The sequence below is a fragment of the Streptomyces sp. UW30 genome, assembly GCF_008042075.1.
GTDB lineage: Bacteria > Actinomycetota > Actinomycetes > Streptomycetales > Streptomycetaceae > Streptomyces.
This window is the reverse complement of sequence record NZ_RDBN01000009.1, coordinates 1-15,097: the sequence shown is the minus strand read 5'-3', so window position 1 is coordinate 15,097 and position 15,097 is coordinate 1. Positions and strand designations below refer to the sequence as shown.

Annotated in this window: 13 protein-coding genes and 3 pseudogenes; 12 read left to right on the top strand and 4 right to left on the bottom strand. The window is 69.5% G+C overall.

What is annotated here, in order from left to right:
* A partial coding sequence (locus tag EAO75_RS46500; protein WP_222723925.1) for a hypothetical protein occupies nt 1-261 on the top strand: 261 nt, incomplete at its 5' end.
* A gap of 492 nt (nt 262-753) precedes the next feature.
* On the opposite strand, the gene EAO75_RS08720 is transcribed toward EAO75_RS46500, so the two are convergent.
* Together EAO75_RS08720 and EAO75_RS08710 are read right to left on the bottom strand one after the other, a co-directional pair.
* Nucleotides 754-1,596, bottom strand: a complete 843-nt coding sequence (locus tag EAO75_RS08720; RefSeq protein ID WP_147994485.1) for a phosphotransferase — start codon at nt 1,594-1,596, stop codon at nt 754-756.
* Nucleotides 1,597-2,877: 1,281 nt separating this feature from the next.
* Nucleotides 2,878-3,945: an Lrp/AsnC family transcriptional regulator gene (locus tag EAO75_RS08710; RefSeq protein WP_147994484.1), complete on the bottom strand. Its 1,068-nt coding sequence runs from the start codon at nt 3,943-3,945 to the stop codon at nt 2,878-2,880.
* Between the two features lie 106 nt (nt 3,946-4,051).
* Here EAO75_RS08710 and EAO75_RS08705 point away from each other — a divergent pair, with 106 nt between their 5' ends.
* The 5 genes and pseudogenes from EAO75_RS08705 (at nt 4,052) to EAO75_RS08680 (ending at nt 7,953) form a co-directional block, all read left to right on the top strand.
* Nucleotides 4,052-4,441, top strand: coding sequence for a VOC family protein (locus EAO75_RS08705; RefSeq protein ID WP_147994483.1), 390 nt, complete (start codon nt 4,052-4,054; stop codon nt 4,439-4,441).
* A 108-nt stretch (nt 4,442-4,549) separates the two neighbouring features.
* Complete coding sequence (locus EAO75_RS08700; RefSeq protein WP_261989204.1) at nt 4,550-5,107, top strand: hypothetical protein; 558 nt, start codon at nt 4,550-4,552, stop codon at nt 5,105-5,107.
* A gap of 1,326 nt (nt 5,108-6,433) precedes the next feature.
* A complete protein-coding gene (locus tag EAO75_RS08690; protein ID WP_147994482.1) occupies nt 6,434-7,078 on the top strand; it encodes a GAP family protein in 645 nt (214 codons plus the stop codon).
* Nucleotides 7,079-7,085: 7 nt separating this feature from the next.
* Nucleotides 7,086-7,304: pseudogene (locus tag EAO75_RS08685) on the top strand (transposase); the annotation flags it as partial.
* A 25-nt stretch (nt 7,305-7,329) separates the two neighbouring features.
* Nucleotides 7,330-7,953, top strand: a complete 624-nt coding sequence (locus tag EAO75_RS08680) for a hypothetical protein (protein ID WP_147994486.1) — start codon at nt 7,330-7,332, stop codon at nt 7,951-7,953.
* Nucleotides 7,954-8,259: 306 nt separating this feature from the next.
* Here the strand turns inward: EAO75_RS08680 and EAO75_RS08675 are convergent.
* A pseudogene (locus EAO75_RS08675) lies at nt 8,260-8,430 on the bottom strand (transposase); the annotation flags it as partial.
* A gap of 248 nt (nt 8,431-8,678) precedes the next feature.
* Here EAO75_RS08675 and EAO75_RS08670 point away from each other — a divergent pair.
* Together EAO75_RS08670 and EAO75_RS08665 are read left to right on the top strand one after the other, a co-directional pair.
* Nucleotides 8,679-9,218: a GNAT family N-acetyltransferase gene (locus tag EAO75_RS08670; RefSeq protein ID WP_147994481.1), complete on the top strand. Its 540-nt coding sequence runs from the start codon at nt 8,679-8,681 to the stop codon at nt 9,216-9,218.
* Nucleotides 9,219-9,574: 356 nt separating this feature from the next.
* Nucleotides 9,575-10,132, top strand: a complete 558-nt coding sequence (locus EAO75_RS08665; RefSeq protein ID WP_261989203.1) for a hypothetical protein — start codon at nt 9,575-9,577, stop codon at nt 10,130-10,132.
* Nucleotides 10,133-10,441: 309 nt separating this feature from the next.
* Here the strand turns inward: EAO75_RS08665 and EAO75_RS08660 are convergent, their stop codons facing one another.
* The gene (locus tag EAO75_RS08660; protein WP_147994479.1) at nt 10,442-11,359 is read right to left on the bottom strand and encodes a helix-turn-helix transcriptional regulator; all 918 of its coding nucleotides are present in this window, start codon (nt 11,357-11,359) and stop codon (nt 10,442-10,444) included.
* 218 nt (nt 11,360-11,577) lie between these two features.
* Between EAO75_RS08660 and EAO75_RS08655 the strand changes: the two genes are divergently transcribed.
* The 4 genes and pseudogenes from EAO75_RS08655 to EAO75_RS46495 all read left to right on the top strand — a co-directional run.
* Nucleotides 11,578-12,555: an aldo/keto reductase gene (locus EAO75_RS08655; protein WP_147994478.1), complete on the top strand. Its 978-nt coding sequence runs from the start codon at nt 11,578-11,580 to the stop codon at nt 12,553-12,555.
* A gap of 123 nt (nt 12,556-12,678) precedes the next feature.
* Nucleotides 12,679-13,692, top strand: a complete 1,014-nt coding sequence (locus EAO75_RS08650; RefSeq protein ID WP_147994477.1) for an alcohol dehydrogenase catalytic domain-containing protein — start codon at nt 12,679-12,681, stop codon at nt 13,690-13,692.
* Nucleotides 13,693-13,728: 36 nt separating this feature from the next.
* Nucleotides 13,729-14,580, top strand: coding sequence for an aldo/keto reductase (locus EAO75_RS08645; protein WP_147994476.1), 852 nt, complete (start codon nt 13,729-13,731; stop codon nt 14,578-14,580).
* 95 nt (nt 14,581-14,675) lie between these two features.
* Nucleotides 14,676-15,097, top strand: a pseudogene (locus EAO75_RS46495) (hypothetical protein); the annotation flags it as partial.

The following is a 15,097-nucleotide window of genomic DNA, read 5'->3' as shown; positions in this document are numbered from 1 at the left end:
CTGCGTGCAAGTGCTGAGTGGCTCGCCCCCGTTGCCGGGGCCGGACTTCTTGCGGCTGACGGCAGCTGCGTCGAGGTGGTGGAGGGTGGTCCGCGGGATCCGTTGGAGCCGTCGGTCCCGGTCCGTAGCCGTGAGTGCGTTCCCGGCCCGCCGGACCGGGAGCGGAGCGCAGAGGCGGGCCCGGACGCCGGACGCCGCCTCGACGTCCGCCGGGGCGAGGCGCCAGTCCCCGGAGGCCAGGAGCTGCCGGGCTCGGCCTGACTCTCGGTGCAGGGAGCGTGTCGGCGTCGATCGTGGCTGGAGGCTGTGAAGCGGGTGCTGTCCCCGTTCATCATGCCCGTATCCCCCATCCTGTCGCGCATCCACCGTCCTGTCCCGCATCCGTCCGGCTGTGCCCGCTCGCCTGCCCTGCGCCCCAGGCAGCGGCAGGTCTTCGCCATCAACCCGCTGGCCGCGGCCCGCTGCCGCACCCGGAGCACGTCAGCCGCAAGAAGTCCGGCCCCGGCAACGGGGGCGAGCCACTCAGCACTTGCACGCAGGGCATGGAGGGCGTCCTATGGACCGCACCGCATCTCATGTATGTGAAATGAGGTGCGGTCCAAGGGACGTCAGGTCGCGCGGCACAAGGGGAATGCGGCGCAGGGGAATGACGAGCGAATGACGACGTTCTCCCCCATTCGCTCGGGGTCGGGCCGTAGGCGCCCACGGCCTGGTCACGTGCGCGCGCCGGACCGGAACCGAGTTGCATCGGGTTCAGCCCGGTCCGCAGCGGTCGAGTGCGGCACGAACCTGGTTGAGCCCCTCTACTCTGCGCTGGTCCCGGTCGGGCATTTGGTCGTCTCGGCGCCAGCGCCAGGCCGAGAACATCGCCCAGCCCAGAGCGCGGCACCGGTGAATCAGGTCGTGGTCGGCTCCCGCATAGTGCTTTGCCACCTCTTCGGGCGCATGGGCGAGGTCGAACTCGACCGGTCCACGGCAGCACGTGGCGAGGTCTACGAAAAGCGGCCCTCTCCTGGTGTTGAGGAGGTTGCCCGGATGCGGCTCGCCGTGCAGCAGCTGGTCGCCGGCCTTTCCGATGCTGATCGCGGTGCTCAGCCTGCTGAGTGTGTTGCTGAGGAGTTCCCGGTCGGAATCGGGCAGCTCGGGGGACTGCTGCAGGTCGTTCACCTCTCTGAGCGCCCCGGCGACTCGATCGGTGAAATGCGGTGCGTCCAGATCAATCTGGCGCAGGGCGGCATGGTGGCGCAGCAGCGCGTCTGCGTAGTCGGCCGGCGCGATCTGTGATCCCACGGGTTCGTAGTAGGTCCAGAGGGAGATGGCGAAGCCATCACGCACATGGACTCGGGGGTCGAGGCGGGGCTCGAGCTCAGCCACAGGAGCGTCGACCTCGGTGAGACGGTGAGCAACCTCTACTTCGAACTCAGAACCAGCCAGATGTCCCGAAGGTGCGACCCGGGCCAGAACATCGCACGGGACCAGGCGCAGCACGACACGGTCCGAGTTGTTGATGACGACCACATCGTCGACGTGGAGGCCGAGTTCCGAAGCGGTCGCCCGTCCTGCCTCAACTGCGCGACCAAGTTCCAGCGGCTCCATCCGTCCTGCCTCCTTTCCGGGCCCGTGAAGAGCTCAGGCCGAGGGTAGTTGAGCACGTCATCTGTGTTAACCGGGTTTCGTAAGGGCCAGGGCTGACGCCAGGAGCGAGCTCAGCCCCGGCCGGACTCTGGTGTTGTGGGGACTGCCGCGATCGTGGGCGCACTGATCACCGTGCTGCTCGCCCTGTCGTCGGTGTACCTGGCCTGGGTGGCTTTGCGGCCCAATCCCGCCGAGGTCTGCTGCGTCGTCGGCTTGGAGACGGCAACCGGCGGCCTGACCTGCGGAGAAACCCACCGCGTAGTCGACATGCTCCCGACACGCGAGGCCGGACCGCTGGCCACGTGGCTGACCACCCACCCAAGCGTCGAGATCATCTGCCGGGACCGGGCAGGTGCCTACGCCGAGGGGGCCCGGCTCGGCGCCCCGGCACTCACCAGATCGCCGACCGCTTCCACCTGTGGCAGGGCCTCGGCCGGGCCGTGGAGACTTGCGTCGCCGCCCACCGTGAGTGCCTGCGCGCTCCGGCGCTGCCCAGGCCGCCGGACGCTGACACGCCGCCGGAGGAGGCGGGGCTTACCGGCCCGGACCCTGCGGGCCGGCGGGCCGGCGGGCCCAGCGCAAGAAGGCCGCACACCCCCTGGTCCACGAACTGCTCGCGCAGGGCCACTCGCGCCGGGCGATCGCCCGGCACCTGGGCTGGGGCCTCAACACCGTGCGGCGCTACACGCGCGCCGTCCACTGGCGGGACACCCCGCGCGAAAACCGGCCACGTCCCAGCAGGCTGGACCCCTTAAAGCCCTACCTGGAGAGGCGGTTCGCGGCGGGCTGCATGAGTGTCATCCGCCTGCACCGCGAACTGATCGCCGACAACATCCCCGTCACCTACCAAATGGTCCGCGCCTACACCGCCACCTGCGCACCGCTCCGCCACAGGAGCCGCCTCCACGGCCGACGGTGCGAAAGGCCACTGGCTGGCTCACCCGTCACCCCGCGGCTTTGAGCGAGGAGGAACGCGCCGGCCTGAAGGACGTCCTGGCCCGTGCGGTGCTCCGCATCGGGCCCCTTCATCGGGCGGACCAACTGGCCGGTCACACCGGCCACGTCCTGCGGCGGGGGGAGATGTATGCGGAACGCGCGCGATGCCGGCGACTGCCCTACGGCGGGCAAGTGCCGCCGCGCGATCAGCCGTGACGAAGCCCGGCGGCTCCTGGCCGCAGGACTCCCGGATGCAGCCGCTGCAAGCCCGGCGCGCCACTGCGCAGCGACGACGTGGACGTCACCTCATGTGGCCCTCGTGTGGCCGACTCGGTGGACTGTCGGTCGTGGCGGGAATCGTTGAGCGCGCTGCGCCATCGCCGGCAGCAGGAGCGGCCCGGCCCGCTTGGCGCGGCGCTGGACAAGGGCGGTCTCCGCTCGGGCGATGCCCGCCAGCGCGGCCAACTCGCCGGCCAGGTAGTCGTACAGGGCGCCGATGTCACGGCACTGGACCATGGCAAAGACCGACGCCCGGCCCGTCATGACAGCGGCGAAAGCGACTGCGGCGTGCCGCGAGAGTGCCTCCGTCACCTCGCCCAGCGCGGCCGGCGCCACCTCCAGCCACAGCAGCGCCTCCACCGGGAAGCCGAAGTGGGACGGGCTCACGTCCACCTCGAAGTGCAGCACCCCGGCCGCCCGCAGTGCGGCGACGCGGCGGCGCACGGTCGAGGCCGACCACCCGGTGGCGGCGGCGAGCTGGGCGATGTCCGCCCGGCCGTCCAGGGCCAGTTCGCCCGCAAGGCGCGCCTCCGCCTCGCCCCAGCCCGATGCCCCGGCAAGAACGTCCGGGCTGCGCGGTGACGGGGGTGCGAGGCCGAGCAGGGCGGCCTGCTCGGCCGCGTCCAGCGCGCTCGTGCGGCCCGCCCAGCCGCCGACCCCGGCGACCGCGCGCAGCACGCAGCCCGCCTCGACGTCGCGTATCCCCGGGGTCCGCAGCAGGTGATCGAAGAGCGGTCGCCCGCCGTCCGCCCCCGTGCCCGGCGTACGGACCATGCACGTCAGCCGCGTCCTACCGGCGAGCGGAGCGATCCACGAGGTGTCGTCGCGCTGCGCGAGGGCGGCAGTCAGCGCATCGGTGGCCTCCGGCGCGCAGTCGATGCGGACGAACCAGTCGAGCATGCCGACACGCCCGCTGTCGACCAGCCCGACCACCCGGACCACCAGCGCCGACCGCAGCCGGTGATAGCGGCGCGCCAGGGTGCGCTCCGGGACTTCGAGGACGGTGGCAATGCTGCTGAACGAGGCGCGCCCGTCGATCTGGAGGGCATGGATCAGACGACGGTCCAGCGCGTCGAGCGTGACGGACTGCGTCACCTGACCCCCTCCGAACGTCCGATCACGTCCATCCCGGCGACTCTACAGCGCGTAAGGGAGCACCGGGCAGGACGCTGGCGGCGATCGTCACAGAAAGGGGCAGACCATGCTGACCGTCCTTCCCATCAGATACGTGGCCGACGTCGAGGCGTCCCGGGACTTCTACGCCGGGCTGGGGCTCACCGTCCGGCAGGAGCCCGGCGCGGCCGTCTGGGTCCGGCTGACCGCCGCCGCAGGCGCCGTCGGCGTCCACGCTGCCGCCGTCTCGCAGGGCCGACCGCCCGGCGCCACCGAACTGGGCTTCACGACGGACGAACCGCTGGAGCAGGTCGCGCAGCGCCTCGAACGCGACGGCTACCCCTACGAGCTTGTCGAGGAGAACTTCGGCCACAGCATCCGGGTCYSRGACCCGGACGGGGTCGTCGTGCAGATCCAGCACATCGAACCGAACACCGTCCGCAGGTCAGCCACGGCCTTGACCGGCGACACCGCCTGACCGGCAGGCCGGGGGACCCGGCCTGCCGGCCCTCGCATACCCAAGAGATCCGTCACCGCATCGCCAGAGATCCGTCACCGCATCGCTCAAGGGCAGGAAGGCCCGCACATGGAACCGCTCCTCACACTCGTTGCCGTCACAGGCCTGCTGCTGCTCGCCGGGACGCTCGGGATCATGCGGCTGCGCCGGCCGGCCGCCGCCCTGCGGGGCGGCCTGGCAGCCATGTTCACCCTCACGGCGGGCGCGCACTTCGTCGGGATGCGCGAGGAGATCGTCGCCATGGTGCCGCCGGCCCTGCCGGCCCCCGGCCTGCTCGTCACACTCACCGGCATCGCCGAACTCGCCTGCGCGCTCGGCCTGCTGTGGCAGCGCACCGCCCGGGCCTCGGCCGCCGTACTCAGTACGATGCTGGTCGTGATGTTCCCCGCCAACGTGTACGCCGCCAGCGGCGACGTGTCCTGGTGGGACGAGCTCGGCCCCCGAACAGTCATACAGGCCGTCTTCCTCACAGCCACCGTCACCGTGCTGATCCGCCACCGCCCGGCGGCCGCCAGGACCCCTGCAAAACCCCCGCTCAACCCTCCGGCGCCACGACCGTCACCCGGCCAAGGCCGACGACCGCGACGCCCGGTGATCCGCACCCGCGCGAGAGAAGACTCCTCATAGAACCCCGGCACCACCGGACCGGTGACACCGGACCCGCCACACCGGACCCGCCACGCAGCACACTTCGAACATTCGCATCATCGGAGGGCTGTCCCGCGATCACAGGGACTGGCGTTCGGGTGTCCGGATATCCATCACCCGGAACAGCACCCGCGATGCCCGCTCCCCCACCCCCGGCCCGCGAGCCAGACCCATCCGCACCGCCCCGCACCCGGGACCAGGCCGCCCCGCACCAGGCCGCCACCGCCACACGCACACGTACGCCCACAGCAGCCGCCCCACGCGACAACGGTGCCCGGCACCGGCAAGGCCCCAACACGTCAACGCGGAAGCCCGCTACCACGACACCCACAGGCCACCGCGGCCCACACCTCCCAGCGACAGCCACCAACCCAGCGAAGCACCCACCACACAGAGCAGAGCAGCCACAGCCGACGTCCGCCAATCACCGCACCGCCCGCCGGCACCATGACCCCAGCGGGAGGCGAGAGCACGCCCAGCCACCACACGAACGCGAACACGGCCGCGGCCGCCCACCGGCCACGGTGACGCCGACAACCGTCAGGCTCATGCTGAACAAAGACAGCACGAGAGCCGCCCCCACACGACCTCGGTACAACAAGCTCACAGAGTCGGCCCGGAAGCAGGCCCCGCGTCGCACGGGCCGATCGTCCGCCGAGCAGCCGGGCAAAGCCCGTGATCTCGTTGGTCTTGTCCGGCACCCGCAGCTGACTGATCGTCTGCCCGTCGCCGGTCATCGCGGCCGGCAGATGTGAGGGCGGGACGTGGCCGTTGCGGAAGCCGCGTGCACTCTTGCCGTCCACTGCGACCGTGGTAGCCCCGGCCGAGTTCCTCGCTGCCACCCCAGAGGACTCGGCCGTGCCGGCGGGGCGCCGGTGCAGACCATCGAGCACGGGCGTCGGGGATGAGCTCGGCCGCACCCGGCCCCGGCCGTGTTGTCGGCGGCGACGAGGACACGCTAGGACACGCTCACCTGGGCGTGTCGCCGGAGCAGTCCGGTTGCGTTGGTGCACCGTCGTTGTCATGACGACGGCCGCCCACTGCCCGTCCGCGGCGACGACCCGCGGGATGGTGTGGATTCCCGGTGGTTCCTTCCTGGTGAGATCCGAGAAATTCCGCCCGGATGAACGTCCGGTGCACCCGGTGGTGGTCGACGGCTTCTGGATGGACGAGCGTGAAACCGGCCGGCCGGGCCGCCGCCCGCAGAGGCGGGATACGGCACCGCGGCAGCACGCCCTCACGTGGCCGGCTGGTCCTCCCGTCCGCAGGTGGCACAGGGCCCTGACACCCGGGAGCGGCTGATCGATGGTCCTCGACCTGATCGTGATCGGTACTGCCATTACCCTGGGGCCTTTGCACAACAGCGCCTTCATCCTGTTGCTCTCCTCGCGGCGCGGCGTTCGCCTGGGCCTGGCATTCCTGTTGTCGTGGCTGGCCAACCTGATTGCGGTGATCGCCTGCGTGGTGCTGCTGACCGGCGGTCAGCCCCCCGCCCGTCACAGCGTGCCCTCGACCGCCGTGATCGATGTGAAACTCGCCATCGGCCTGGCACTGGTGCTGTACAGCGCATACCGGCACCACCGACCACCCCGCCCGCACAGCCCGCCACGCTGGACCACCCGGATCGACGACACCTCCCCGGTCACGGCCGCCGGCCTGGCATGGGTGCTGCAGCCCTGGGCACTCGTCGGCGCCGGCGCAGCAACCGCCGTCGATGCCCACCTCTCCACCCTCGCCGACTGGCTCGCACTGACCGGCTACTGCCTCCTGGCCACACTCAGCCTGGTCGTCATGGAGATGTACGTGGTCCGGGCGCCCGCAGTCGCGAACACCCGGCTGAACGCCCTGCGGAAATGGCTGGAGCAGCACCAGGAACAACTGATCGTCACGCTCTCCCTCCTCCTCGGCCTGTGGCTGACCGCCCGGAGCATCACCGAACTGGTCACCTGACACCAACGGCATCACACCACTCATCGCCCGACGAGGTGTCGCCCATGGCTCCGGCCTGGGGAAGACCCGGTGGGTCGTCGAGCGCACCTTTGCCTGGCTCCACCAGTTCAAACGGCTACGCATCCGCTATGAACACCGCGCCGACCTCCACCACGGATTTTCGCAACTGGCGTGCTGCATCATCTGTCTCCGCCAACTGCAGGCATCGTCGTGGATGGATCAGTAGGGTCGTCGGCGTGCGTGATGTGCGGGTGGTATTGATCGGCGGGACGTCGAACGTCGGAAAGTCGACCGTTGCCCAAGTGGTGGCGGGGAAACTCGGGTTCGAGTGCCTGACCACTGACAGGCTGGCCCGGCACCCGGGGCGACCCTGGAAAACCCCGGAGTGGGAGGTGCCGGCCCACGTCGCCGAGCACTACGGATCACTCACGGTTGACGAACTGATCACATCCGTTCTCGGCCACTACGATCGGCTTTGGCCCCGCATCGAAGAGCTGATCACGGCCCATGCGGTCGAGGGCAGTGGCAGGACGGGCCTGGTCCTGGAGGGGTCGGCACTCTGGCCCGTCCGCGTCGCGAGGCTGCAGGTGCCGCGCACGGCCGCCGTGTGGCTCACCACGGACGACGCCGCGGTACGCGCCCGCATTCATGGCGCGGGCCGCTATGAAGCAGCTACGGACGAGGAACAGCGCCTGATGGACAAATTCCTGGCCCGCACTGAGCGCTACCAGACACTCATGATCGATGCCATCGACAGGCTGGGCATGGATCGCATCGACGCGGGTGGCGGACGGTCCGCTGCAGAACTGGCTGACATGGTGCTCGCGGCAGTCGACGCGCAGAACGCGGTGGGGCGGTCATCGGTCGGTCGGTGACTACTCGTGCGAGCTCACCTACGGCAGATCCCGACGCCAAACCCCTCACCAGTTCATATTGAAACGATCAGTTAGCCAAGAGCACGGTGGTAGCGCAATTCTTTGAGAGATGCTCCGCCAGTGGTGTCTTCCACAACTGCGCCGTCCCGCGCCAGCCGTCAACTTCGTAGAAGCGTCGGGCGCGGTCATTGTCTTCCATGACCCACAAGATGACTCGCGTGTAGTCGGCCCTTTCGAAAGTCCCACTTCTCGAAATGCCCGACGTCCGTCGGGGACTCCGCACTCGGCCCGCAAATGCGCCAGGTCCCAAGGGGTGGAGGTGGCGAAGTGGGCAAGTGCCTGTCTGTTGCCGTCCTCACCGAGCCGGGCCGCCATCGGCTCCACCGACTTCCGCTGCCAGTCCAGGAGGAGGCCCCGGCAGACTCCACCCCACCGACGCTGGTCCGCCCGCTCGAACGGCTCGCACGGCTCGAACACATCCTCCGCGAAGTCCTCCAGGTCACACCGGACCGCAGCAAGCTCCTCAGGCGTCACAACCGATCAACGCACCAACCATCAGGACACGCCACTATCAACTGAACCTGACCAGGTTCTACGAGTGCTGTGAGCGCATTGGCTTGCCGGATCGGTGGTCGCTTCGTTCAGTCGTGCATGCTCTTTCTGCGCGACGGTGTCGCCTGGAGGAAAATGGATTGCCCAGAGGCCACTCACGTTGGCTGCGCAGCATGGCTGAACTGCGCACCGACCGCCTCACCCTCCGCCGATGGCGGGACTCCGACCTTGAGCCGTGCGCGGCGATGAATGCCGATCCCGAGGTCCGGGAGCACTTGGGCGACCTGCTTACCCGCGAACAGAGCGATGCCTCCGTGGCACAGTTCCAGGCCGAGTTCGACCAGCGAGGCTATGGGTGGTGGGCGGTTGAGGTACAGGCCACGGGCGAGTTCATCGGCTTCGCGGGCTTGGACCAGGTCGATGACGACATGCCGTTCACGGGAGTGGAGATCGGCTGGAGGCTTGCCCGCTCGGCCTGGGGCCAGGGCTACGCTACCGAGGCCGCGCTGAAGGTCCTGGCCTACGGCTTCGACACCCTTGGACTTCCCGAGATCCTTGCTGTGACAACAACCGCCAACCTCCGTTCGCAGGCGGTGATGCGCCGGATCGGCATGACCCGGAATCCGGCCGACGACTTCGACGACCCGAGCGCGCCCGAAGGGCCACTGCGTCCGAACGTGCTGTACCGCATCCCTGGTAGTACGAGGATCTGATGTTCTCCGCTGGGCCGCTTGATCAGGCTGCGGTGGCGAGGGGGCGTCCGTCCCAGCGGATGCCCTTCTCGCTGTGAGGGGCACCTGGCCGCCCGCCCCGCGCAGTTCGCGGCGTAGCCCGCTGGACGTTTGTGGTGACCGGTGAGGAGACCTGAAAGTCGAAGCTGGTGGCCTGCGCTGGAAGGCTGGGGACCGGCAGCGAGATCACTGGCGCCCCGTCGTGAAGGAGGCGTTTGGCCCGTACGAGGCCAGACGGGCCGTCACTCGACGGTCGCCGGGGCGGGCGCGACGGCCGTGGTTAAGGTAGCGGCATGTACATGCGGGGGCGGGGACTCAGATTCACAACGGTGCCGGCGATGGTCGTGCTGGCCCTGACCGGGTTCTCGTCGGGTTGTGGTCAGGGTAGCCGCAGCGATTCCAGCGGTAGCGGGGGCGGTTGCAGCAGCTCCAGCCAGGACCATGACAGTTCATCGACGTCGGGCAGCTGTGGCCCGCACGGCAGTTCGTCCAGCGGCTCGTCCGGCCGTGACGCGCATGACTCCGGTACGACTTCCGGTGGCAGCGGCGCCGGTACCCACCGCTCGCAGCCCACCCACAGTCCCACTCCCACCGCGTCACCCTCCAGCGAGACTGCCCGGCCCCTGAAGGACGGCACCGCGGTCCTCATCAGCTGCGCGAGCCCGGACGACCCGTACGCGACCGTCGAAATCAGAAATCCGAACGGACGCGACGCCGTCTTCACCGTGAAGATCAACTTCAAGGACAAGCACGGCTTCACCATGATCGACACTGGCAATCAGGTGTCGGTACCCGCGAAGGACACAACGACCTACCGCGTGGCCATGGCCAGCACGGGGCGCCTGGACGAGATCGATCAATGCGAGGTCAATCCACGGGCCACTGCCGACCGGTGACGGCCCGCGGAGCTCACCGCCTCCGGAAACCGCCTGAACGCCGGCAAGACCAGCTCCGCCTGCCGGTCCCCCGACAGATTGCCCAGGAAATGGGCGCTGCCGACACCACTGGACGTCGAGCACAGACCCAGGGGAGATCTCAGCGCTCGCCGCGCCAACCGAGTACGGGCACGCTACGCCTTCGGAGCGGGCACCTGTCCGGGTCTGACGGGCACGATCTCCATGGCATGCGCCACGCCTCTGACCAGTAGTCCTTCGCCCGTCTCACGCTGTGGCCTGTCAGCGTTGTCTCAGGAGCGTGGCGCTTCCTCAGGAGCTTGACGACTGCGACTGGGCTCCGGTGATTCTCGGAGAGGAGTGTTCCGTACGCCGCGGTGCAGTCATGTCGAGGAGGAGCAGGGCGTCGTGGTCGGGGGTGCCGGGTTCGGCGGTGTAGACGCCGATGCGCTGGCCGGGGGTGCCTTCCACGTGCAAGGACTGGGATGTGAGGGTGAGCGTGCCGACCTGCGGGTGCTGGAACGTCTTGTGGGTTGGTTTGCGTCCGGTGACCTCGTAGCGTTCCCACAGTCCGGCGAAGTCGGGGCTCTTGAGGAGGAGTTCGCCGACGAGGTTGGTGAGGTCGGGGGCGTCGGGGGCGGTGCCGGCGACGGCGCGCAGGCGGGCGACGCAGGCGGTGATCTGCCGGTCCCAGTCGGGGAACAGGTCGCGGGCCGCGGGGTGCAGGAAGAGGTAGCGGGCGAGGTTGCGGTGCTTGACGGGCCAGTCCTCCAGGCCCGGGTACAGGGCGAGGCCGCCGGGGTTCCAGGCGAGCATGTCCATGCTGCGGCTGATGACGTAGGCCGGGTTCGGACGCAGAGACTCAAGCAGCAGCTTCAGATGCGGGCGCACGGTGCGACTGGGCGCGGGCGGGGGTTCGGACACGTAGCGGGCGGCGCGGGCGGCGAGCTCGCGCAGGTGCTGGTGCTCCTGGTCGTCCATGCGCAGCGCGCGGGCCAGGGAATCGAGCACGGCGGGGCTGGGGCGGGTCTCCTTGCCGCGTTCGAGGCGTACGTAGTAGTCGATGCTGATGCCGGCCAGGGTGGCGAGCTCCTCGCGGCGCAGGCCGGGAGTGCGGCGTACGCCGGCGCCGACGGTCAGGCCGACGTGCTCGGGGCTGGTCTGGGTCCGGCGGGCGCGCAGGTAGCGGCCCAGCTCGGCGCCTTCGCTTTGCGCGCTCTGGGATGCCATGACTCCAGTCTCACGCGCCGCGCATCCGCCGCGCAGCCGGGAGGGGGGCCCTGTCATTACCCCCGAAAGGCCCGCCCTGCCACATCTCCGCCATCCGGGCGAAGGTGAATGAGCAAGACGCCGGTACCCCGGCCCCTGCCCAGTCACCACAGGCGCGACCCGCCGGGCGGGGCGAGAGTGAGGGTGCCCGGGTACGCCATGGATCGGAAGAGGGCGAGATGCGGTACGTCAAGCTGCGTGACCTGGAGGTTTCCCGGATCGGGCTGGGCGCTATGGGTATGTCCCACGGCTACACCGGCTCCGGCACGGATGATGCGGAATCGATCAGGACCGTGCACCGGGCGCTGGAGCTGGGCGTCACGCTGATCGACACCGCCGAGATCTACGGCCCCTACACCAACGAGGACCTTCTTGGCCGGGCACTGAAGGGCCGCCGGGACAAGGTGGTGCTGGCCACGAAGTTCGGACTGGTCTCGCACGGCGGAGAGGGCGCCTGGAACCTGGACTCCAGCCCGGCGAACATCCGCACCGCGGTCGAGGGCTCCCTGAAGCGGCTGGGCACCGACCATATCGACCTGTACTACCAGCACCGGGTCGACCCGAACACGCCGATCGAGGAGACCGCCGACGCAGTCGGTGAGCTGATCGCCGAGGGCAAGGTGCGTGCCTTCGGGCTCTCGGAGGCCGGCCCGGACACGATCCGCCGCGCTCACACGGTCCAGCCGGTCACTGCGGTCCAGTCCGAGTACTCCCTGTTCACCCGCGGTATCGAGGAGCGGATCCTGCCGGTGCTGCGGGAGCTGAACATCGGGCTGGTGCCGTTCTCCCCGCTCGGCCGCGGCTTTCTGACCGGTACCGTCCGCTCCACCGACCAGTTCGACGAGAACGACTTCCGCCGCGGCAACCCCCGCTTCACCGGCGAGAACTTCCAGCGCAATCTGGCGCTCGCCGACGAGGTCAAGGCCTTGGCCGACGAGGCCGGTGCCACGCCCGGGCAGGTGGCGCTGGCCTGGCTGCTGGCCCAGGGCGACGACATCGCCCCGATCCCCGGCACCAAGCGCGTCAGCCGGGTCGAGGAGAACACCGCCGCCGACGCCGTCACCCTGACCGCCGAGCAGCTCGACCGGCTCTCCAGCCTGCCGCCCGCCGCCGGCGCCACCCACACCGAGGCCCAGGCCCGGATGCTCGAACGCTGACCCCCGGTCCCCGGCACGACCCCCGTTTGGAGCAGTACCCCTGATGCGTGCAGCAGTGATGTACGGAGCCGGTGACGTCCGCGTCGAGGACCGGCCCGACCCGAGGACCGTCCAGCCCACCGAATGTACGGAGCCGGCGACGTCCGCGTCGAGGTCCGGCCCGACCCGAAGGTCGTCCAGCCGACCGATGCCGTGGTCCGCGTGATCGCCTCTTGCGTGTGCGGCAGCGACCTGTGGCCCTACGCATCCATGCCCGCCAACGACACCGGCCGCCCCATGGGACACGAGTTCCTCGGCGTCGTCGAGGAGACCGGCCCGGACGTGACCGCCCTGAAGACGGGCGACCTGGTCGTCGCGCCGTTCACCTACAGCGACAACACCTGCGACTACTGCACCAAGGGCCTGTACATCTCGTGCCGCAACGGCGGGCGGTACGGATTCGACGGCGTCGRCGGCGGCCAAGGCGAAGCCGTTCGTGTCCCGTACGCGGACGGCACCCTCGTGAAGTTGCCGGTGGCCGCCGACTCCGCGCTGCTGCCCTCTCTGCTGGCGCTGTCCGATGTGATGACCACCGGCCACCACGGCGCCGTCACCGCCGGCGTCACCCACGGGGACGCCGTGCTGGTCGTGGGCGACGGCGCGGTCGGCCTGTGCGCGGTCATCGCCGCCAAGCGGCTCGGCGCCGAACGGATCGTGCTCGCCGGCCRCCACGAATCCCGCACCGACCTGGGCCGCTACTTCGGCGCCACCGATGTGGTCGCCGAGCGCGGCGAGGAGGGCATCGCCCGTATCCGCGAGCTGACCGGCGGGGTGGACAAGGTCATCGAGGCCGTCGGCACCCGCCCGGCCCTCGACACCGCGCTCGGCGCGGTCCTCGACGGCGGCACCATCAGCCGCCTGGGCGTCCCGCAGTACGAGCAGGGACCGATCGGCCCTGCCGAGTTCATGCGCAACATCACCCTGACCGGCGGTGCCAGCTCCGCCCGCGCCTACACCGAGCAGCTGCTGCCTGACGTTCTCGACGGCACCATCGCCCCCGGCCGCGTCTTCGACCGGACCTTCACCCTCGACCAGACGCCGGACGCCTACCTGGCCATGGCCGACCGCCAGGTCCTCAAGGCCCTCATCCGCCCCTGACCCCGAACCCCCCTGCACAGCAAAGGACTTCCGCTCATGCAGTATGTGACCTTGAACAACGGTGTCGAGATGCCTCTCCTCGGCTTCGGCGTCTACCAGATCCCCGCCGAGGACACCGAGCGCGCCGCGTCCGACGCGCTGGCGGCCGGCTACCGGCTGCTGGACACCGCCGCCGCCTATGGCAACGAGGAAGCTGTCGGCCGCGCCATCAAGTCCAGCGGCATCCCGCGCGAGGACCTGTTCGTCACCACCAAGCTGTGGGTCCAGGACGCCCCAGCCGAGGACAACACCCGCCGCGCGTTCGAGACGTCCTTGGACAAGCTGGGCCTGGACTACCTCGACCTGTACCTGATGCACCAGCCCTTCGGCGACGTCTACGGCCAGTGGCGCGCCATGGAAGCCGTCCACCGCGAAGGCCTCGCGAAGGCGATCGGCGTCGCCAACTTCTACCCCGACCGCCTGATCGACCTGATCGTCAACAACGAGATCACCCCGGCGGTCAACCAGATCGAGACCCACCCCTTCTTCCAGCGCGCGGACTACCAGAACCTCATGCGCGAGCACGGCGTGCAGATCCAGTCCTGGGGCGGCTTCGCCGAGGGCAAGAACGACCTGTTCACCAACCCCCTGCTCGCCGAGATCGGCAAGGAATACGGCAAGTCGGTCGCACAGGTGGTGCTGCGGTGGCTGACCCAGCGCGGCGTCGTAGCCATCCCCAAGTCCGTACGCGCCGAGCGCATGGCGGAGAACTTCGACGTCTTCGACTTCGAGCTCACCGACGAGCAGATGGCCCAGATCGCCACCCTCGACACCGGCAGCTCCCTGTTCTTCGACCACCACGATCCCGAGATCGTCACCTGGCTCGCGGGCCGCCGCCTGGACGCCTGACCCGGCTCGTCCGTTCCAGGGGCGGGCGACAGGCCGGGCAGCTGGCCGTCGCCCGCCCCTTTCCCGATTCCGGAACCCTCGCGAAGGGCCCACGCGTGAACCAGCCACACGTCACATCAGTCCGGCGCCGCACGATGATGCGCGCCGCAGTGCTGACCGGAGTCACCGCCATGACCGCACCCCACCTCACCAGTTGCTCACCCGCGAACGATCAGAACCCCGACCGGCAGACCTCGCCGAGTGCAGCGCGAAGCGGCAGAGCGCGGGGCATGGTGTTGCTCGCCTACTTCTCCCGCCCCGGCGAGAACTACTACTACGGGGATCGCACCAACCTGAAGGTCGGCAACACCGAGGTCATGGCCCGCACGATCCGCGACCTCATCAACTGCGACATGTACCGGATCGAGGCTGCCGATCCCTACCCGGAAAGCTATGACGCGACCGTCAGGCGCAATGTCCGCGAACAGGAAGGTGACACGCGCCCCAGCATCAAGGGCTCGCTACCCGACCTCGGCGG